14 protein-coding genes are annotated in these 18,138 nt (G+C 71.5%); 7 read left to right on the forward strand and 7 right to left on the reverse strand.

The genetic code is table 11. The features are described from left to right. Nucleotides 1–85: 85 nt before the first annotated feature. The 3 genes from ACWIHY_RS14085 to ACWIHY_RS14095 are packed head-to-tail and all read right to left on the reverse strand — an operon-like array spanning nt 86 to nt 1,412. Nucleotides 86–637, reverse strand: a complete 552-nt coding sequence (locus ACWIHY_RS14085) for a DoxX family protein (RefSeq protein ID WP_454375901.1) — start codon at nt 635–637, stop codon at nt 86–88. 42 nt (nt 638–679) lie between these two features. Continuing rightward, nucleotides 680–1,102, reverse strand: a complete 423-nt coding sequence (locus ACWIHY_RS14090; RefSeq protein ID WP_454375902.1) for a secondary thiamine-phosphate synthase enzyme YjbQ — start codon at nt 1,100–1,102, stop codon at nt 680–682. A 19-nt stretch (nt 1,103–1,121) separates the two neighbouring features. Then, nucleotides 1,122–1,412 carry a hypothetical protein gene (locus tag ACWIHY_RS14095; protein ID WP_454375903.1) on the reverse strand — a complete coding sequence of 97 codons (291 nt, stop codon included), beginning with the start codon at nt 1,410–1,412 and terminating at the stop codon, nt 1,122–1,124. Nucleotides 1,413–1,488: 76 nt separating this feature from the next. Here ACWIHY_RS14095 and ACWIHY_RS14100 point away from each other — a divergent pair, with 76 nt between their 5' ends. Next, nucleotides 1,489–2,613 carry an NAD(P)-binding domain-containing protein gene (locus ACWIHY_RS14100; RefSeq protein ID WP_454375904.1) on the forward strand — a complete coding sequence of 375 codons (1,125 nt, stop codon included), beginning with the start codon at nt 1,489–1,491 and terminating at the stop codon, nt 2,611–2,613. 7 nt (nt 2,614–2,620) lie between these two features. Here ACWIHY_RS14100 and mltG read toward each other — a convergent pair whose 3' ends face one another. After that, on the reverse strand, nt 2,621–3,442 hold the full coding sequence (gene mltG / locus ACWIHY_RS14105; protein WP_454375905.1) for an endolytic transglycosylase MltG: 822 nt from the start codon (nt 3,440–3,442) through the stop codon (nt 2,621–2,623). Between the two features lie 394 nt (nt 3,443–3,836). After that, on the reverse strand, nt 3,837–5,648 hold the full coding sequence (locus ACWIHY_RS14110) for an ABC transporter ATP-binding protein (RefSeq protein ID WP_454375906.1): 1,812 nt from the start codon (nt 5,646–5,648) through the stop codon (nt 3,837–3,839). Nucleotides 5,649–5,759: 111 nt separating this feature from the next. On the opposite strand from ACWIHY_RS14110, the gene ACWIHY_RS14115 reads away from it, so the two are divergent. The 4 genes from ACWIHY_RS14115 to ACWIHY_RS14130 all read left to right on the forward strand — a co-directional run bounded on the left by ACWIHY_RS14115 (nt 5,760) and on the right by ACWIHY_RS14130 (nt 10,801). Beyond that, nucleotides 5,760–6,212, forward strand: coding sequence for a MarR family winged helix-turn-helix transcriptional regulator (locus ACWIHY_RS14115; protein WP_454375907.1), 453 nt, complete (start codon nt 5,760–5,762; stop codon nt 6,210–6,212). A 16-nt stretch (nt 6,213–6,228) separates the two neighbouring features. Further along, nucleotides 6,229–9,159 (forward strand): FAD-binding and (Fe-S)-binding domain-containing protein, encoded by a 2,931-nt coding sequence (locus ACWIHY_RS14120; protein WP_454375908.1) that lies wholly within the window; start codon nt 6,229–6,231, stop codon nt 9,157–9,159. Between the two features lie 86 nt (nt 9,160–9,245). Continuing rightward, nucleotides 9,246–10,325, forward strand: coding sequence for an NAD(P)H-dependent amine dehydrogenase family protein (locus tag ACWIHY_RS14125; protein ID WP_454375909.1), 1,080 nt, complete (start codon nt 9,246–9,248; stop codon nt 10,323–10,325). Next, a complete protein-coding gene (locus ACWIHY_RS14130; RefSeq protein ID WP_454375910.1) occupies nt 10,322–10,801 on the forward strand; it encodes a carboxymuconolactone decarboxylase family protein in 480 nt (159 codons plus the stop codon). Before ACWIHY_RS14125 ends, ACWIHY_RS14130 begins: the two co-directional genes overlap by 4 nt. 49 nt (nt 10,802–10,850) lie before the next feature. Here the strand turns inward: ACWIHY_RS14130 and ACWIHY_RS14135 are convergent, their stop codons facing one another. Together ACWIHY_RS14135 and ACWIHY_RS14140 are read right to left on the reverse strand one after the other, a co-directional pair. Continuing rightward, a complete protein-coding gene (locus ACWIHY_RS14135; RefSeq protein WP_454375911.1) occupies nt 10,851–12,485 on the reverse strand; it encodes a GMC oxidoreductase in 1,635 nt (544 codons plus the stop codon). 167 nt (nt 12,486–12,652) lie between these two features. After that, the gene (locus ACWIHY_RS14140; RefSeq protein WP_454375912.1) at nt 12,653–14,284 is read right to left on the reverse strand and encodes a peptide-N4-asparagine amidase; all 1,632 of its coding nucleotides are present in this window, start codon (nt 14,282–14,284) and stop codon (nt 12,653–12,655) included. 157 nt (nt 14,285–14,441) lie between these two features. Between ACWIHY_RS14140 and ACWIHY_RS14145 the strand changes: the two genes are divergently transcribed. Together ACWIHY_RS14145 and ACWIHY_RS14150 are read left to right on the forward strand one after the other, a co-directional pair. Next, nucleotides 14,442–16,292 (forward strand): ABC transporter transmembrane domain-containing protein, encoded by a 1,851-nt coding sequence (locus ACWIHY_RS14145; RefSeq protein ID WP_454375913.1) that lies wholly within the window; start codon nt 14,442–14,444, stop codon nt 16,290–16,292. Beyond that, complete coding sequence (locus ACWIHY_RS14150) at nt 16,289–18,070, forward strand: ABC transporter ATP-binding protein (protein WP_454375914.1); 1,782 nt, start codon at nt 16,289–16,291, stop codon at nt 18,068–18,070. Before ACWIHY_RS14145 ends, ACWIHY_RS14150 begins: the two co-directional genes overlap by 4 nt. The last annotated feature ends 68 nt before the right edge of the window (nt 18,071–18,138 follow it).

An 18,138-nucleotide genomic window follows, 5' to 3' on the forward strand; every position in this document is an offset into this window, starting at 1 on the left:
GGCAGGCGGGACCGATGTGGCCGTCAGCCTCTCCGGAGAGGCGACGCCGCACATGTGAGGTCACCTCACACGGGGTTACGCCCCCTCAGCCGACGGGGAGGCGGTCCCGTACGGAGCCCGCCGCCGACTGGACGGTGTGCGCCGCGCCGGAGACGGCCGATCCCACATCGCGCCCGGCCCGGCGGGCGCCACGTCGGCCGGACGACGCCGCGGCGCGCGAGCGGTACGCCAACGACGGCTTCCCGTGCGTGTCCGCGGCGGCGAGCAACAGCCCGCCGAACAGGGACATGTTCTTGACGAACTGGACCCGCTGACGGACCCGCTCGTCGGGGTCCTCGGTCTTCCACCAGGCGTGCCCCGCGATCGTCGTGGGCACGAGCGAAGCGGCCAGGGCGAGGGCGGAGGCGCGCGGGAACCGGCCGATGGAGAGCAGGAAACCGGCTCCCACCTGGACGGCGCTGTTGATCTGCACGAGCCGCACCGTGTCGTCCGGAAGCCGCGGGACCCGTTCCGCCACTGGCTGGGCCACCGGGCCTGCGGCGGGAGCCACGGCATGCGGGTCGCGCATGGTGCGCAGCCCGCCCGAGACGAAGGCGGAGGCGAGCAGGGGGCGAGCGGCTTTCCTCAGAATAGGCATGCCGTCCGCGTGCCCCGAGTTGGGGCGCTCACGCCTGCCGCGTCACCCGAGGAAGCTCAGCCGGACCTGGCGGTCGGGGTTGTCCTTGTTGGTGTCGACCAGGCAGACGGACTGCCAGGTGCCCAGTTCCAGGCGGCCGCCGATCACCGGCAGCGTGGCGTGCGGGGGTACGAGAGCCGGGAGTACGTGGTCGCGGCCGTGGCCGGGGGTGCCGTGGCGGTGCTGCCAGCGGTCGTCGGCGGGGAGCAGGGTGTGCAGCGCGGCGAGGAGGTCACTGTCGCTGCCGGCGCCCGTTTCCAGGATCGCGATACCGGCCGTCGCGTGCGGGACGAACACGTTGAGCAGGCCGTCCTTGCCCCGTGCCGCCTGCTCGAGGAACTGCTCGCAGTCGCGGGTCAGGTCGGCGACGGTCTCGCCCGTGCCGGTGCTGACGTTCAGGATGCGGGTGGTGAAGGCGTCGGACATGCCTCCATCATGCACACGGCTACGCGCCCGGCAGGGTGTCCAGGTCCGGCTGGACCTCGACCGTGCATTCGGCGTCCTCCGGGCCGACGCCCTCCATGTCGCGCCAGACACAGATGCGCACGTGGTGGACGCCCGAGCCCTCGTGGTCCCACTCGGTCGCAAGGTCACGCACCACCACCGCCGCCACGAATTCGGCGTCCTCGGGCTGGGTGGCGGTGGTGATGGTGCCCTTGTAGCGGGCCCCCAGAGGGCGCCAGCCGGCGCTTCCGGCGGGGGCGTCCACCCGGTACACGTAATCGACGGTGGTCATTTCGGCACCGTACCCACAAAGGCGGGAAGTACGTGGGGCCGGGAAGATCCGTACCGTCGGCCCTGTTAGTAGAAATATGAACAATATAGGGGTGCGGGACGTGGATGTGGTCGTCATCGGTGCCGGCCAGGCCGGTCTGTCCAGCGCGTACCATCTGCGGCGCGCGGGCCTGGAGCCCGGCCGCGACTTCGTCGTGCTCGACCACGCCCCGCACCCGGGCGGCGCGTGGCAGTTCCGGTGGCCCTCCCTGACGTACGGCAAGGTCCACGGGATGCACGCCCTGCCCGGCATGGAGCTCACCGGCGCCGACGCGGGCCGCCCCTCGTCGGAGGTCGTCGCGGAGTACTTCGCGGCGTACGAGCGGACCTTCGGGTTGCGGGTCCACCGGCCCGTCGATGTGTCCGCGGTGCGCGAAGGAGAGGGCGGGCGGCTGCTCGTCGAGACGTCGGCGGGCGGCTGGTCGGCGCGGGCCCTGATCAACGCCACGGGCACGTGGGACCGGCCCTTCTGGCCCCGGTACCCCGGCCAGGAGACCTTTCGCGGGCGGCAGCTGCACACCGCGGACTACCCGGGGCCGCGGGAGTTCGCCGGACAGCGGGTGGTCGTCGTGGGCGGCGGGGCCTCCGGCGTACAGCACCTGATGGAGATCGCCGCCGTCGCCGCCGGGACCACCTGGGTGACACGGCGCGCGCCGGTCTTCCGCGACGGCCCTTTCGGCGAGGACCAGGGGCGGGCCGCGGTCGCGCTCGTCGACGAGCGGGTGCGGCGGGGGCTGCCGCCGCGGAGCGTCGTGTCGGTGACCGGGCTGCTCGTGACGGAGGCGGTCGCGCGGGCCCGCGCGGAGGGCGTGCTGGACCGGCTGCCGATGTTCGACAGCATTACGCCGAACGGGGTGGCCTGGGCCGACGGGCGCACGGTCGACGCCGATGCCATCCTGTGGGCCACCGGATTCCGTCCCGCGATCAACCACCTCGCGCCGCTCAGGCTGCGTGAGCGGGGCGGCGGCATCCGCGTGGAGGGCACGCGGGCGGCGAACGACGAGCGGATCCACCTGGTGGGGTACGGACCGTCGGCCAGCACCATCGGGGCCAACCGGGCGGGACGGGCGGCCGTACGGGGGATCACGCGGCTGCTGGAGCGGCGGAAGGTTGCCGAGGCGGCCGGAGCCGTGGTCGCGGAGCCGGTTGCGGTCGGCGGCTGAGGTCGCCTCAGCCGCCGTTCTTGCTCGTGCCCCTGCGGTTCGCGTTGAACTCCTCGACGTTCTTGCGCTGTTCGGCGTAGCTCGCGGTGAAGCGCGTGTCCCCGGGCGCGACGGTGACGAAGTACAGCCAGTCCCCCGGCGGCGGGTCGAGGGTCGCGTTCATCGCCTGGCCGCCCGGGTTGCCGATCGGCGTGGGCGGCAGGCCGGGACGCTTGTACGTGTTGTACGGGGTCTTGATCCTCGTGTCCGCGTGCGTCGTGTCGAGGGTCGAGCGCCTCAGCGCGTAGTTGAGCGTCGAATCCATCTGGAGCGGCATGCCCCGTGCCAGCCGGTTGTCGATCACGCGCGCCACCTTGCCCATGTCCTCGGCCGTATCGGCTTCCGCCTGCACGATGCTGGCGATGACGACGTTCCGGTAGGACGCGGGAGTGGCGCCGAACTGCTTGCCCGCCGTGTTGACCATGTACGAGAGCAGGCTCGCCGGCGTCGTCTTCTCGTCGACGGGATAGGTGGCAGGGAAGAGGAAGCCCTCTGGGTTCCCCCTGGCCGTGCGCGGCAGCCTCAGCTTCGCCGTGGCCGCCGCCTTCTCGGTGGTTCGGGGCGCGACGCCGAGCGCCTTGTCGACCGCGGCGTACACCTGGGAGGACCGCCACCCTTCCGGGACCAGCAGGGTCCGTGGCTCGCGCCGCTCCTCCCCGAGCAGCAGCAGCGGCACCAGGACCGCGGCGGTCGCCACGGTGGCGGCCATGCCCGCGATCAGCAGCAGCCGGCTGCGGCGCGTCAGGCGGGAGCTGCGCGCGGGCCGTTTCTGTGCGGACTCGTTCTCCATGCGGGCACGCTAACCCGCCCCGGCCGTCGTTCCGGGGATCCCGGGGAGGCAATCCGGCGGTCCCTGGCGGTGCGAACGCACGAACACGGGAGCCTATGTTCGCTCGAACGCGTGGGCGTAGCGCGTTTCGTTGCTCCAGCGACACGTGGCGCAGGATGCTTACGGTGCGCAAGTGACGGGCCGCAGACCGCGACCGCGCGTCCCAAAAGCACGAAGCGCAAGGAGAACCCACGCTCATGAACCTCATCACCGACCTGCTCGCCGGCGCCTTCCACTTCCTGGGCCGGCTGGTCTGACCGAGGTCTCGCCCGGCGAGCCGCTTCTCACCCGTCCCAGGGGAGCGGCGGCGCTGCCGCGTTACGACGCACAGGAAGCACTTGGATGGCGGGAGCTCTCATGTGGCGGCGGGCGACAGCCGGGCGTCCCTGCGCACGAGGGCGGCGTACCGGCCGTTCCGTGCGAGCAGTTCTTCGTGCGTGCCGCGCTCGACGGTCGTTCCGCCGTCGAGGACGACGATCTGGTCGGCGTCCCTGACCGTGGAGAGCCGGTGCGCGATGGTGATGGTCGTACGGCCCGCCGAGAGCGCGTCGATGGCCTGCTGCACGGCGTGTTCGGTACGGGTGTCGAGCGCGCTCGTCGCCTCGTCGAGGATGAGGACGGGCGGGTCGCGCAGGATGGTCCGGGCGATCGCCAGGCGCTGCTTCTCGCCGCCGGAGAAGCGGTATCCGCGCTCGCCGACCAGCGTGTCGTACCCGTCGGGCAGTGAGGCGATGTGGTCGTGGATCTGGGCGGCCTGGGCGGCCGCGCGCAGTTCCTCGTCGGTCGCGTCCGGTTTGGCGAAGCGCAGGTTCTCGGCGACGGAGGCGTGGAAGAGGTACGTCTCCTGGGAGACCACGCCGACGGCGCGGGCCAGCGTGTCGAAGTCCAGGTCGCGCACGTCGACGCCGTCCAGAGTGACGCCGCCGCCCGTCACGTCGTACAGCCGGGGCACCAGGTAGCTGAGGGTGCTCTTGCCGGAGCCCGTGGGGCCGACGATCGCCAGACTGCCGCCCGCCGGGACGGTGACGTCGATTCCGGTGAGGGTGGGTCCGTTCTTCTCGTCGTACGTGAAGTGGACGTCGTCGAAGCGCACTTCCCCGCGGATCTTCTCCAGTTGAACCGGCTTCTCGGGCTCGGTGATGTCCACCGGCAGGTCGAGGTACTCGAAGATCCGCTGGAAGAGTGCGAGCGAGGTCTGCATCTGCACGCCGGTCGACAGGAGGCTCACGGCCGGCCGGAAGAGGCCCTGCTGGAGCGAGACAAACGCGACGAGCGTACCCAGCGAGACGGCCGCCCCGCCGGTCTGCATGGTCAGGCCGGCCGCCCAGTAGATGACAGCGGGCATGGCGGCCATGACGATGCCGATGGTGGACATCCGCCAGCGCCCGGCCATGTTGGAGCGCACCTCGAGGTCGACCAGACGCTCGGACTCGTCGGCGAAGGACTTGGTCAGGGAGTCGGCGCGGCCCATGGTGCGGCCGAGCAGGATGCCGCTGACCGACAGCGACTCGGTGACGGTGGCGGCCATCGAGGCCATCTGTTTCTGCCGCTGCGTGGTGATCCGCTTGCGCTCGCGGCCGACCCGCCGGCTGATCCATACGAAGACCGGCAGCAGGAGCAGGGAGACGACGGTGAGCCGCCAGTCGAGGGCCAGCATCGCGACGACCGTGGCCACGACCGAGGTGAGGTTCGAGACCAGCGAGGTGGCCGTGGAGGTCACCGTCGCCTGCATGCCGCCGATGTCGTTGGCGATACGGGACTGCACCTCACCGGTGCGGGTCCTGGTGAAGAACGCGAGCGGCATGCGCTGGAGCTGGGCGTAGACGGCGGTGCGCAGGTCGTGCATGACGCGCTGGCCGACCGTCGTGGAGATCAGGGTCTGGAGTACGCCGAAGACGCTCGTCACCACGGCGGTCAGGATCATGCCGAGGGCGAGCAGGCTCAGTAGCCCCGTCCGGCCCTGCGGGATCGCGGTGTCGAGGATCTCCCTGAGCATGAACGGGGAGGCGACGGCGACGAGGGAAGAGGCGGCGACGAGCAGGCCGACCACGGCCAGCCGGCCCCGGTAGGGCCGGAAGAGCCTGAGGATGCGGCGTACTTGCGCGGGCTCCTCCGGCTGGGCTGGATCGCGGGCCGGGGGTGTCCACGTGGGTCGGTCGGGATGCATGGGCTCCTTCGCGAGGGTGAGATGACGGACCTTATGAGAGCCTAGCTCATTGTTACCTTCACTCACAATGACCGTATTCACAATGAGCACAGTCCTGATATTGTTCCCGGTATGAGCACCTCAGACGCCGATGGCCTGCTGGCCGAGCAGCTCCTCCGGCTGACGCGCCGGCTTCACCGGATCCAGCGTCAGCAGATGGAGCCGATCGGCATCACTCCCGCCCAGTCACGCCTGTTGCGCACCGTTTCGCACTACGACCTGCACGACGAGCCGCCGAGGATGGCCGACCTGGCCAGGCGCCTGGATGTGGTCCCCCGCGCCGTGACCACGCTCGTGGACAGCCTGGAGACGAGCGGCCGGGTGCGCCGGGTGCCCGATCCCACCAACCGCCGCGTCATAAGGATCGAGCTCACCGACACCGGCCGCGCCACGCTCCGGGCCCTGCGCAACGCGCGCCGCGACGCCGCGGAGGACATCCTGGCCCCATTGACCACCGAGCAGCGCGAAGAGCTCGGGGGCCTGCTGTCCGCTCTGGTCGACGGGATGCCGGAGCGCCGCTGCTGAACCGAGGGGGACCTGGATGCCGCCACTGGAGCCCGAGCCCGGATCACCGCGCCCCACGGGCGCCCACGGCCCCGCGCCCGACCGGGTGCCCGACGGCCTGGCCGGGGGCACACCCGAGCCACTGCGTGGCGAGCTGACCGGACTCCTCGGCGCGCACAAGGTGCTGTGGAAGGTCTCCGACCTCGTGCGGTACGCGTCCGACGCCAGCCCGTACCGCTTCGTCCCGCGGGTCGTCGTGGTCGCCGAGGACATCGGCGACATCTCGGCGGTGTTGTCGTACGCCCACGACAGGGGCCGCGAGGTCGTCTTCCGGGCGGCGGGGACCTCGCTCAACGGCCAGGCCCAGGGCGAGGACATCCTGGTCGACGTACGCCGCCACTGGGCGGGCATCGAGGTCCTGGACGGCGGCGCGCGGGCCCGCGTGCGGCCGGGCACCACGGTCGTACGGGCCAACGCCTCCCTCGCGCGCCACGGCCGCGTCCTCGGACCCGACCCGGCGAGCGCCATCGCCTGCACGATCGGCGGTGTCGTCGCGAACAACGCGTCCGGCATGACGGCGGGCACCACCCGTAACTCGTACCGCACGGTGGCCTCCCTCACCTTCGTGCTGCCGAGCGGCACGGTCGTCGACACGGCGGACCCGGCGGCCGACGAGGAACTGGCGCGCGCCGAGCCCGGCTTGTGCGCGGGGCTGTTGGATCTCAAGGCGGAAATCGAGGCGGACGCGGAGCTGACCGCCCGGATCCGCGCCAAGTACGAGATCAAGAACACCAATGGCTACCGGCTCGACGCCTTCCTCGACGGCGCGACGCCCGTGGAGATCTTGCGCGGCCTGATGGTCGGCTCCGAGGGCACCTTCGGCTTCATCTCCGAGGTCGTGTTCGACACGTTGCCGCTGGACCGCAGGCTGTCCACCGCGCTGCTCTTCTTCCCCACGCTGTCCGCCGCGGCAGCCGCTGTCCCGCGCTTCAACGACGCGGGTGCGGCCGCCGTCGAGCTGATGGACGGAAATACGCTGCGCGCGTCCGTGAGCGTGGAGGGCGTACCGGCGGACTGGGCCCGGCTGCCCAGGGAGACGACGGCGCTGCTGGTGGAGTTCCGGGCGCCCGACGAGGCGCGTCTCGAGGCGTACGAACGGGCGGCGGCGGAGGCGCTGACGGGACTCCGGCCGATCGCGCCGGTCGCGTCGGTGACCAATGCGTTCACCCGGGACGCCAGGGCGATCGCGGGGTACTGGAAGGCCCGCAAGGCCTTCGTCACGGCGGTCGGCGGCGCCCGCCCCGCCGGCACGACCCTGATCACCGAGGACTTCGCCGTACCCCCGTCGCGGCTCGCCGAGGCCTGCGAGGCGCTGCTGCGACTCCAGGCGCGGCACGGGTTCGACGCGGCCGTGGCCGGTCACGCGGCGCACGGCAATCTGCACTTCCTGCTGGCCTTCGACGCCGCCGACCCCACGGACGTGGCGCGGTACGCCGCCTTCATGGACGAGTTCTGCCGGCTGACCGTCGAGTGCTTCGACGGCTCACTCAAGGCCGAGCACGCCACCGGCCGAAACATCGCGCCCTTCCTGGAGCTGGAGTGGGGACCGAAGGCGACGAGACTGATGTGGCGTACGAAGCAGGTCATCGACCCCGCCGGAGTGCTCGCCCCGCGCATCGTCCTGGACCGCGACCCGAAGGCGCATCTGCGCGGTCTCAAGACGATCCCCCGGGTGGAGCTGATCGCCGACCCGTGCATCGAGTGCGGTTTCTGCGAACCGACGTGTCCCAGCGCCGACCTGACGACCACGCCGCGCCAGCGCATCGCGCTGCGCCGGGAGATGACGCGCCAGCCCGCCGGTTCGCCGGTTCAGACCGGCCTCCTCGACGCGTACGGGTACGACGCGGTGGACACCTGCGCCGGGGACTCGACGTGCAGGCTCGCATGCCCCGTCGGCATCGACACCGGCGCGCTGATGAAGGACTTCAGGCACCGCCGGCACTCCCCGCGCGAGGAACGGATCGCGGCGCTGACCGCCGAGCACTTCGGGGCGGTCGAGGCCTCGGCGCGCCTCGCGGTGGCGGCCGGGGAGCGCGTGAGCGACCGGCTCCTCCAGTCGGTCACGCGTCTGGCCCGTAAGGCCGTACGCCCCGGCCTGGTGCCGGAGTGGCTGCCGGAGATCCCCGGCGCCGCGGCCAAGCCCCTCCCCCGCACCTCGCGCACGGGCGCCCACGCCGTCTACTACCCGGCCTGCGTGAACCGCATCTTCGGCGAGCCCCGGCGCTATTGGGGCCGCTCGCTCCCGCAGGCCGTGGTCGCCGTGTCGGAGCGCGCCGGAAGGCCGGTGTGGATCCCCGGCGACGTCACGGGCACGTGCTGCGCGACGATCTGGCACTCGAAGGGCTACCGCGCGGGCGCCGCCGTCATGGCGAACCGCGTCGTCGAGGCCGCCTGGGGCTGGACGGCGGGCGGTTCGCTGCCGCTGGTCGTGGACGCGTCCTCCTGCACGCTGGGGCTCGCCCACGAGGTGGTGCCCCATCTCACCGACGCCAACCGGGAGCTGCACGCGGAGCTGACGGTCGTCGACTCGGTCGTATGGGCCGCCGACGAGCTGCTCCCCCGCCTGTCGGTGCTGCGCACGGCGGACACGGCGGTTCTCCATCCCACCTGCTCCATGCGGCACTTGGGCGACGAGGAGCAGCTGCGTACCGTCGCGCAGGCGTGCGCACGGGAGGTCGTCGTGCCGGACGACGTACGTTGCTGCGCCTTCGCCGGGGATCGCGGGATGCTGCACAAGGAGCTGACCGAATCGGCGACGGCGCGGGAGGGCGCGGAGGTCGGGGCGCGCGAGTACGACGCGTATCTCTCCGCGAACCGGATGTGCGAGGTGGGCATGGAGCGGGCCACGGGGCGTGGCTACCGGTCCGTGCTGCTGGAGCTGGAGCGCGTGACGCGCCCAGTGACCTGACGACTCGTCAAAAATATTCGCCCGACTGCTGTTTCCCGCCGTCATGGCTCTGGGAACCGCTGGATCCCCGCGCTACCCTCCGCCGCATGATTTCCACGGTTGTCTGGAGTACCGGCAACGTCGGCCGCGCGGCCGTCCGTGCCGTCGACGCCCATCCGGCGCTGAAGCTCGCGGCCGTTCTCGTGCACAACCCCGCCAAGGTGGGCCGCGACGCGGGTGATCTCGGCGGCCTCGGCCGCGAGCTGGGCGTGCCGGCGACCGACGACATCGACGCGGTCCTGGCCGCCGGCCCCCGGGCCGTGGTGTACGCGGCCTCGGGCGACATCCGCCCCGACGAGGCCCTCGCGGACATCGTCAGGGCGATCCGGGCCGGAGCGGTGGTCGTCACTCCCGCGTTGTACGCGCTGTACGACCAGCGCAACGCCCCGCCGGAACTGCGCGAGCCGGTGCTTGCCGCCGTCGCGCAGGGCGGCGGCTCGCTGTTCGTCTCCGGTGTCGACCCCGGCTGGGGCAACGACGTACTGCCCCTGCTGATCAGCGGCCTCGGCACCACAGTGGACGTGATCCGCTGCCAGGAGATCTTCGACTACTCCACCTACGACCAGCCCGACTCGGTCCGCTACCTGGTCGGCATGGGCCAGCCCATGGACTACGAGCCGCTCATGCTCGCCCCGACGGTCCCCTCCATGGTGTGGGGCGGGCAGATACGGCTGATGGCCAGGGCACTGGGCGCCGAACTCGACGAGATCCGCGAGACTCTGGACCGGCGCGCGCTCGATGCCACGGTCAGCACACGGACCATGGGCGAGTTCGAGGCCGGGACCCAGGGCGCGGTCCGGTTCGAGGTGCAGGGCATCGTCGGGGGCGAGCCCCGCATCGTCATCGAGCACGTCACCCGCATCCACCCGTCCTGCGCTCCCGACTGGCCGGTACCGCCCGGCGGAGCGGGAGCCCACCGGGTCGTGATCGAGGGTCGCCCACGCATCGAGGTCACGGTCGAGGCCACCGACGAGGGCGAGAACCGGTCGGCGGGCGGCAACGCCACTGCGGTCGGCAGGCTGGTGGGCGCCATCGACTGGCTGGTGGACGCGAAGCCCGGTCTGTACGACGCGCTCGACGTTCCGCTGCGCCCCGCAGTCGGCAAGCTCACAAGGAGCCAACGATGAACATCGACGTCCCCGAGGGCAGAAACGCGATCGAGTACGTGTGGGGCGAGATGGTCCCCGGCATCGGGATCGCCGCCTCGGACTTCTCCCTTGCGGTGTACGCCCATACAACCCTGGGACTGCGCGAGTTCGAGGCCGCCCGGCTGCGGATCGCCCAGATCAACGGGTGCGCCTTCTGCCTGGACTGGCGGACCGAACGCGACGGCCGGAAGGTCGAGGAGGAGTTCGCCGAGGCGGTGACGCGGTGGCGCACCACCGACGCCTTCGACGACCGCACCCGCCTGGCCGCCGAGTACGCCGAGCGGTACGCCCTGGATCACCACGGCCTCGATGACGAGTTCTGGACGCGGATGACGGCGTCGTACAGTCAGACCGAGATCGTGGAACTGACCATGAGCATCGGGTCCTGGCTGGCGTTCGGCCGGCTCAACCGGGTGCTGGGCCTCGACACGGTGTGTGTGCTGCCCGGGCACTGAGGTGGCTCCGGGGCCGCTCGGTGAGTCCGGCCGGCCCCGGCGGCCATCGCTACAGGTCGGCAGCGATGATCCTTTCGATGTTGCGCTCGGCGAGCGCCGTGATGGTGACGAACGGGTTGACGCTGGCGTTGCCGGGGATCAGTGAGCCGTCGATGACGTACAGGCCGGGGTGGCCGTGAAGACGGCCGTAGTTGTCGGTGGCCCTGTCCAGCACCACGCCGCCGAGCGGGTGGTACGTGAGGTGGTCGCCCCAGATCTTGTACGCGCCGAAGAGGTCGGTCCGGTAGATCGTCCCCTCCTTCGCGTTGATCTTGTCGAAGATCGTCTTGGCGGCATCGATGGACGGCTGTTTCCAGGCCGTCTGCCAGTTCAGGTCGGCCTTGCCCGTCGCGGCGTTGTACGAGAACTCGGCGCGGTGCGGGTTCTTGGTGATCGACAGGTAGAACGAGGCGTACGTCTCGATCCCGGTGGGCAGCGGGGCCACCTCGGCGAACGCGCCGCCCGCGTCCCAGTTGTCGATGCCGGCCGTGGGCATGGACGCCTGGAGCTTGCCCGTGGCGTCCCACATGTGGTTGGCGCGCCCGCACATGACGTTGCCGTTGTCGCCCCAGCCCTTGCCGACCTCGCTGTTCAGGCCGGGCAGCGCCCCGATGGTCTTCAGCCTGGTCAGCAGCTTGCTGGTGCCGACACTGCCGGCCGCGAAGAACACCCGGTCGGCCGTCACGCTCTTGGTGGCCGTGGTGTCACCGCTGGTGTTGATCTGGTCGATGAGGACCGTGTAGCCGCCGCCGGACGCCGGGGCGACCGAAGTGACCTTGTGCAGCGGCGAGATGGCGACTTTGCCGGTCGCCCTCGCCCGGGCGAGGTAGGTCTGCTGGAGGGACTTCTTGCCGTAGTTGTTGCCGTAGAGGACCTCGCCCACCAGCGCCGACTTGGGGACGGCGCCGGCCGCCTCCTGCTTCATGTAGTCCCAGTCGTACACGTTGGGTACGAAGACGAAGGGGAAGCCGGAACGCTGCGCGTGCTTGCGGCCGACCCTCGCGTACTGGTAGCAGGCGGCGCTCTCCCACCAGGCGGGGTCGACATGGCTGACGCCGAGTCCGGCGTTGGCGCGCGGGTAGTAGACGTCGTACATCTCGGCGGCGTTCACCGACGGAAGGACGCCGCCGAAGTTCTCACGTCTCGGGGTGACGGCCATGCCGCCGTTGACCAGCGAGCCGCCGCCGACGCCGCGGCCCTGGTAGACGGTGATGCCGCTGAAGTCCTCGGCGTCCAGGATCCCGGTGTGGCGGGGGATGTCCTTGTCGAGCGGGAAGCCGAGGAAGTTACTGAGGGGCTGTTTGGTCTTCGTACGGAGCCAGAAGGAGCGGTAGTCCGGCTTGGTCGTATTGGCGAAGATCCTGCCGTCCGGGCCTGGGGTGTCCCAGGACATCCCCATCTCGATCATGTGCACGTCGACGCCCGCCTGGGCGAGACGCAGTGCGGCGACCGAGCCGCCGTATCCGGTGCCGATCACCAGCACCGGCACGTGGGCGCCGGGGGCGATGGGCGCGGCGGCTTTCAGCGGAGCTGCGGCGGCGGGACCACCGAGCGCAACGGCCCCCAGAATAGAACCAGTTCCTGCGATGAACGTGCGACGCGAGACTCTCTTCGTACTGGCATCACGCTTTGCAGTGTTACCCATGTGACGTTCCTCACTTCGAGGTGAACGGAAACAGGTTCTACTGCCGCCGGCATGCGAAGTCACGACATACTTATCAGTAATTTGCGCCGAAGCCGGGCCCGGCGCACGGGACGCCGGGCCTTCAACTCGCGCGTATCGGACGCCTCCTTGCCCGGCCCGCGCGCGGATCAGCAGCGCCGCCGGTCCTCCGTCACCGTGCCCTGCGCCGTCTTCAGGCTCCGGTCGTAGCAGCCCGCCGTCCCGTACAGCCGGTAGCGCTCGCCCGAGGTGCCGACCGCGTGCCGCTGGTCGCGCGGGACGTTCGCGGTGTACGTCGCGTCGCCCTCGTACGCGTCGTCCAGCCGCGACCAGGACACCCGCTTCCCGGCGCGCTCCGTGGAGGCGTCCGCGCGGTCGCCGAGCGCGAGTACGGTCCGCAGCCGGTCACCGGCGCCGAGCGTCGTCGTCCCGTCCATCGTGTAGGTGCGGTGGACGTGCGCGACGGCGGCCGGGCCGCGGCCGTCGGTCGTGACGCTCTCCCTGTCCGTCCACCTGCCCTTGAGCGCGTCGAGGTTCTCGCCGTCCGTCCAGCGGTGGACGGAGGTGTTGGCCAGCGTGCGGTCGACGGTGGTGACGACGCGTCCGTGCGAGGTGTTCACGTGGCCGGAGACGGTGAGCCGGTGCCCGCCCCTGGTGTCGAGGCGGTGTTCCCGACCTGCCGTGTACGCCGACGAGTTGGCCGGCGCGCCGTTGTCGTGCCTGGTCAGCGCGCCGGTGACGACCTCGCTCCCCTTGTCCTGCCACACCAGCACATTGACCGGGGTGCTCCAGCCGGTCTGCCCCTCGGGGACACCGACGACGGAGACCTCCACGCGGTGCGGGCGGCCGTCGTTGAGCCGGGCCGCGAAGGGCGTCAGGTCGTACTGGATGGGCTTGATGTCGAAGGCGCGCGGGCCGGGTATCACGTACCAGAGGAAGGGGTTGGACCAGCCGCCCGTCCAGACCGTCGGGAACGGCGCGGCGATGCCCGCGAGCTGCCCGTCGACCTTGATCTGCACCTCGCGGTAGGGACCGTCCGGTGTCCTGCAGGAGTACGGCGCCTCCTCGGGCACGGACAGGTACCAGTACTCCTCGCAGCCGCCGCCCGAGCCGGTCGCGTACACCTCGGCGAGGATGCGCTCGGAGTTGCGCGGGGTCGTGAGGGAATCCCCGTCGAGGGTGAGGACGCGGTCGGGTGTGGCGGCCGGCCCGGTGCGGCCTTCGGCGGCGTAGAAGGTCAGGGTCACCCTGACGTCGATGACGCCGGTGTAGGTCTCGTTGACGACATTGCCGATGAGCATCTCGACGGGCTGTTCGCGGCGCAGGGTGTCGCTGTACCGCGTGACGTCCTTCTCCACGGACCAGGTGATGCCTTCGGGCGAGGGCTGCGGGGTGGAGGTGCGCAGTACTTCGACGCCGCCGATGTGCAGGTGTCCGAGCCGGTCGTACTGCCGCCCGGCGACCTTGCCTTCGAGGCGGAGCACCACCTTGCTCCAGCGGTCGCCGCAGCCCTTCGGGGGCGCGTATCCGCCCTTGTACGGGGTGAAGTCGCGGAACTGGGCCTGCGCGACCGTCACTTGGCACGACCGGGTGCCGGGGGTGGTGACGGGCGGCGCCGCGGCGACCGGATCGTGCCAGTCGCGGCCGAACTCGTCCGGCGGCTCGACGGCTGTCCCCGGCGCGGGCGCCGGGGTCGCCGCGCCGGCCGGACCGGCCCCGAACACCGATCCGGCGGCCAGCGCCAAGCCGACGAGCATGTGCATGACCTTCTGTCGTTTCATGCGTCAGGAGTGAAGCGTGGGTCGGCCGGGGGCGCCAGAGCGAGATGTTCGATCTTGGCGTGTTCTGTGTCCCGGCACCCATAAATCGATTGCCTTTTCCGGGGGAAAAACGCGAACCTTGCACGGTTTCACCCAGTACACCGAACCGTGGGACGTTATGCAGATTCGTGATCTTCCGTATCCCGATCCGGGCGTCCCCGACGTACGGTCCGGGCCCCGATTCCTCTACTGGCTCGGGCGGAACCAGCTCGGCGGGCAGCTGAAGTCGCTCTGCTGGGGGCTGCTGCACCAGTGCGGCGTCGCCGGTCTGCCGCTGGGTGTGGGTCTCGCCGTGCAGGCCGTCGTCGACGGATCCGGCGGCGGGCTGGCGTTCGCCGCCGCGCTGATCGCCCTGCTGGGTGTGGCCGTCGCCCTCGGCGACACCATGCTGCACAGGACCGCCGTCACCAACTGGATCACCGCCGCCGCCCGGGTGCAGCAGCTGCTGGCCCGCAAGACGGCGGAGCTGGGCTCGGCGCTGACCCGGAGGGTCGCGGCGGGCGAGGTCGTCGCGGTCTCCACCGGCGACGTCGAGAAGATCGGCTGGTTCGTCGAGGCGCTCTCGCGCTTCGCGGCGGCCGCTCTCACCCTCGTCGTGGTGTGCGTGGGGCTGCTGCTCTACCAGCCGGCGCTCGGCATCGTTGTGGCGATCGGGGTGCCCGTACTGGCGCTGGCCGTACTGCCGTTGCTGCCGAAGGCGACCCGGCGGGCCGACGCCCAGCGCGAGGTGGCGGGCAAGGCCACCGAGCTGGCGTCCGACACCGTCGCCGGCCTGCGCGTCCTGCGCGGCATCGGCGGCGAGGAACTGTTCCTCGGCCGCTACCGCGACGCCTCGCAGGAGGTACGCAAGGCGGCCGTGCGCAGCGCCCGCATGTGGGCGCTCATCTCCGCCGTCCAGGTGCTGCTGCCCGGCACCCTGCTGATCACGGTGGTGCTGTACGGCGCGAAGCTCACGCTCGACGGACGGATCGCGGTCGGGGAGCTGGTCACCGTCTACAGCGCGGTGACGCTTCTGCTCTACCCTCTGCGGCACTTCGAGGAGATCGCCATGGCGTACTCCTTCTCGCGGCCCTCCGCCAAGCGGGCCGCGCGGGTGCTGTCGCTGGAACGCACGGCGTACACCACGGGCGCCGAGGCGCCGGATTCCGCCGCCGGGGAAGCCCCCGCCGGTGACCTGTACGACCCGGCCACCGGACTGCTCGCGCCGGCGGGCAGGCTCACCGCGGTGGTCTGCGGCGACCCCGACCTGGCGGGCGTGCTGGCGGAGCGCCTCGGCGGCCATGCCACCTCGGAGGCCGCCACCGGCCCGGACGCGGCCGCGGGCGAGAGGCAGCCTTCGGCGCTGCTCGGCGGAGTGGCTCTCGACGACCTGCCACTGATCACGGCACGGGGCGCCGTCCTGGTCCAGGACAAGGACCCGGTGCTGCTCTCCGGCACGCTGAGCGAGCTGCTCGACGTACCCGCGTCGGGGAACGTGTCGGCGGCGGACGCGCTGGACGCGGCCCAGTGCGACGACGTACTGGCGGCGCTCGCCCAGGCGTCGGCGGACAGCACGGACGACCCGATGCGCACCCGGATCACGGAACGCGGGCGGTCGCTCTCCGGCGGCCAGCGTCAGCGCCTGGCGCTGGCCCGCTCGCTGGTGACCGACCCGCAGGTGCTCGTCCTGGACGAGCCGACCTCGGCCGTCGACTCGCACACCGAGGCGCGGGTCGCGGCCGGCGTGAAGCGGCTGCGCAAGGGCCGTACCACCGTCGTCTTCGCCTCGTCGCCGCTGGTGCTCGACCAGGCCGACCGGGTGGTACTCGTCCACGAGGGCGAGGCCGCCGCGGTCGGCGTGCACCGCGAACTGCTGCACACCGACCCGCGGTACCGCGCGGTCGTCACCCGCGAGACGGACGCCGAGAGCGCCGCGACGGCGCGGACCACGAAACAGGCCGTACGGGAAGAAATCGAGGAATCCGCATGAGGGGCGTGGCTCCACCGGCGTACGACCCGGCGGCACCGGAGTCGGCGACGACCCTGCCTGTCGGCAGTCCCGCGACCGTACGGACCTACGTGCGCGAGCTCATGAGGCGGCACCGCCGGGCGTTCACCGTGGTCGTGACGCTCAACGCGGTCGCCGTCGTCGCCTCGATGGCGGGCCCCTACCTCCTGGGCTCGCTCGTCGAGGACCTGGCGGACGGGGCACGCGAACTCCATCTGGAGCGTACGGCGGCGGTGTTCGCGGTCGCCGTCGTCGTCCAGACGCTCTTCACCGGCCAGATGCGCCTGCGGGCGGCGATGCTCGGCGAGGAGATGCTGGCCGACCTGCGCGAGGACTTCCTCGTACGGTCGGTCGGCCTGCCGCCGGGGGTGCTGGAGCGGGCGGGCACCGGCGATCTGCTGTCGCGCATCACCACGGACATCGACCGGCTGGCGAACGCGATGCGTGAGGCCGTGCCGCAGCTCGCGATCGGTGTGGTGTGGGCAGGGCTGCTGATCGGTGGCCTGGCGGTCACCGCGCCGCCGCTGGCGCTGGCCGTGCTGGTGGCCGTCCCGGTCCTCGTCATCGGCTGCCGCTGGTACTTCAGGCGGGCGCCGTCGGCGTACCGCTCGGAAGCGGCGGGGTACGCGGCGGTCGCCGCGATGCTCGCCGAGACGGTGGACGCCGGCCGGACCATCGAGGCGCACCGCCTCGGCGGCCGCCGGGTGGCCCTGTCGGAGCAGCGGATCAGGGAGTGGACGGCGTGGGAGCGGTACACGCTGTGGCTGCGGTCCGTGCTCTTCCCCGTCGTCAGCGTCACGCACATGACGATCCTGTGCTCGGTGCTGGTGATCGGCGGCGTCTTCGTCCTGGAGGGCTGGATCAACGTCGGCCAGCTGACGACGGGCGCCCTGCTCGCACAGATGCTGGTCGACCCGGTCAACCTCATCCTGCGCTGGTACGACGAGCTGCAGGTCGCGCAGGTGTCGCTGGCCCGGCTCGTCGGCGTACGGGAGATCGAGCCGGACGCCGGTGACGCGCGGGTCGCGCCCGACGGGCGAGCAGTGCGGGCCGACGCGGTGCACTTCGGGTACCGGGCGGATGTCGACGTACTGCACAAGGTGACGCTGGACGTCGCGCCGGGAACGCGAATGGCCCTGGTCGGGCCTTCGGGCGCCGGAAAGTCGACCCTCGGCCGGCTGCTGGCCGGGATCTACGCTCCGCGTACGGGGGAAGTGACGCTGGGCGGCGCGGAGTTGTCGCGGATGCCGGCCGAGCGGGTGCGCGAGCACGTGGCACTGGTCAACCAGGAGCACCACGTCTTCGTCGGGTCCCTGCGCGACAACCTGCTGCTGGCCCGCACGGGCGCGGACGACGCGGAACTGTGGGCGGCGCTCTGCGCGGTCGACGCGGACGGCTGGGCCCGGGCGCTGGACAAGGCCCTCGACACCGAGGTGGGCTCGGGCGGCCACGTGCTCACCCCGGCACAGGCGCAGCAGATCGCACTGGCCCGCCTGGTCCTCGCCGACCCGCACACCCTGGTGCTGGACGAGGCGACCTCGCTGCTCGACCCGCGGGCCGCGCGGCATCTCGAGCGGTCGCTGGCGCGGGTGCTCGACGGCCGTACGGTCGTGGCGATCGCGCACCGGCTGCACACCGCGCACGACGCGGATGTGATCGCGGTGGTCGAGGAGGGCAGAATCAGCGAACTGGGCAGCCACGACGAACTGGTGGCGGCGGACGGCGCGTACGCGGCGCTCTGGCGCTCCTGGCACGGCTAGCGGCGCGGTGACGTGGCGTACGGCACGGCCGACGGCCCCGGTGAAGGGGCCGCGCGGGGCCGCGCCGC

Source organism: Streptomyces sp. NPDC055287 (assembly GCF_053646035.1).

What these genes read in the sequence shown, in the direction of transcription:
- ACWIHY_RS14090 (WP_454375902.1), bottom strand. Translation starts at nt 1,102, where the DNA reads ATGTCCGACGCCTTCACCACCCGCATCCTGAACGTCAGCACCGGCACG.
- ACWIHY_RS14110 (WP_454375906.1), bottom strand. Translation starts at nt 5,648, where the DNA reads ATGCATCCCGACCGACCCACGTGGACACCCCCGGCCCGCGATCCAGCC.
- ACWIHY_RS14125 (WP_454375909.1), top strand. Translation starts at nt 9,246, where the DNA reads ATGATTTCCACGGTTGTCTGGAGTACCGGCAACGTCGGCCGCGCGGCC.
- ACWIHY_RS14150 (WP_454375914.1), top strand. Translation starts at nt 16,289, where the DNA reads ATGAGGGGCGTGGCTCCACCGGCGTACGACCCGGCGGCACCGGAGTCG.
- ACWIHY_RS14135 (WP_454375911.1), bottom strand. Translation starts at nt 12,485, where the DNA reads ATGGGTAACACTGCAAAGCGTGATGCCAGTACGAAGAGAGTCTCGCGT.
- mltG (WP_454375905.1), bottom strand. Translation starts at nt 3,442, where the DNA reads ATGGAGAACGAGTCCGCACAGAAACGGCCCGCGCGCAGCTCCCGCCTG.
- ACWIHY_RS14145 (WP_454375913.1), top strand. Translation starts at nt 14,442, where the DNA reads ATGCAGATTCGTGATCTTCCGTATCCCGATCCGGGCGTCCCCGACGTA.
- ACWIHY_RS14085 (WP_454375901.1), bottom strand. Translation starts at nt 637, where the DNA reads ATGCCTATTCTGAGGAAAGCCGCTCGCCCCCTGCTCGCCTCCGCCTTC.
- ACWIHY_RS14115 (WP_454375907.1), top strand. Translation starts at nt 5,760, where the DNA reads ATGAGCACCTCAGACGCCGATGGCCTGCTGGCCGAGCAGCTCCTCCGG.
- ACWIHY_RS14095 (WP_454375903.1), bottom strand. Translation starts at nt 1,412, where the DNA reads ATGACCACCGTCGATTACGTGTACCGGGTGGACGCCCCCGCCGGAAGC.
- ACWIHY_RS14100 (WP_454375904.1), top strand. Translation starts at nt 1,489, where the DNA reads ATGAACAATATAGGGGTGCGGGACGTGGATGTGGTCGTCATCGGTGCC.
- ACWIHY_RS14140 (WP_454375912.1), bottom strand. Translation starts at nt 14,284, where the DNA reads ATGAAACGACAGAAGGTCATGCACATGCTCGTCGGCTTGGCGCTGGCC.
- ACWIHY_RS14120 (WP_454375908.1), top strand. Translation starts at nt 6,229, where the DNA reads ATGCCGCCACTGGAGCCCGAGCCCGGATCACCGCGCCCCACGGGCGCC.
- ACWIHY_RS14130 (WP_454375910.1), top strand. Translation starts at nt 10,322, where the DNA reads ATGAACATCGACGTCCCCGAGGGCAGAAACGCGATCGAGTACGTGTGG.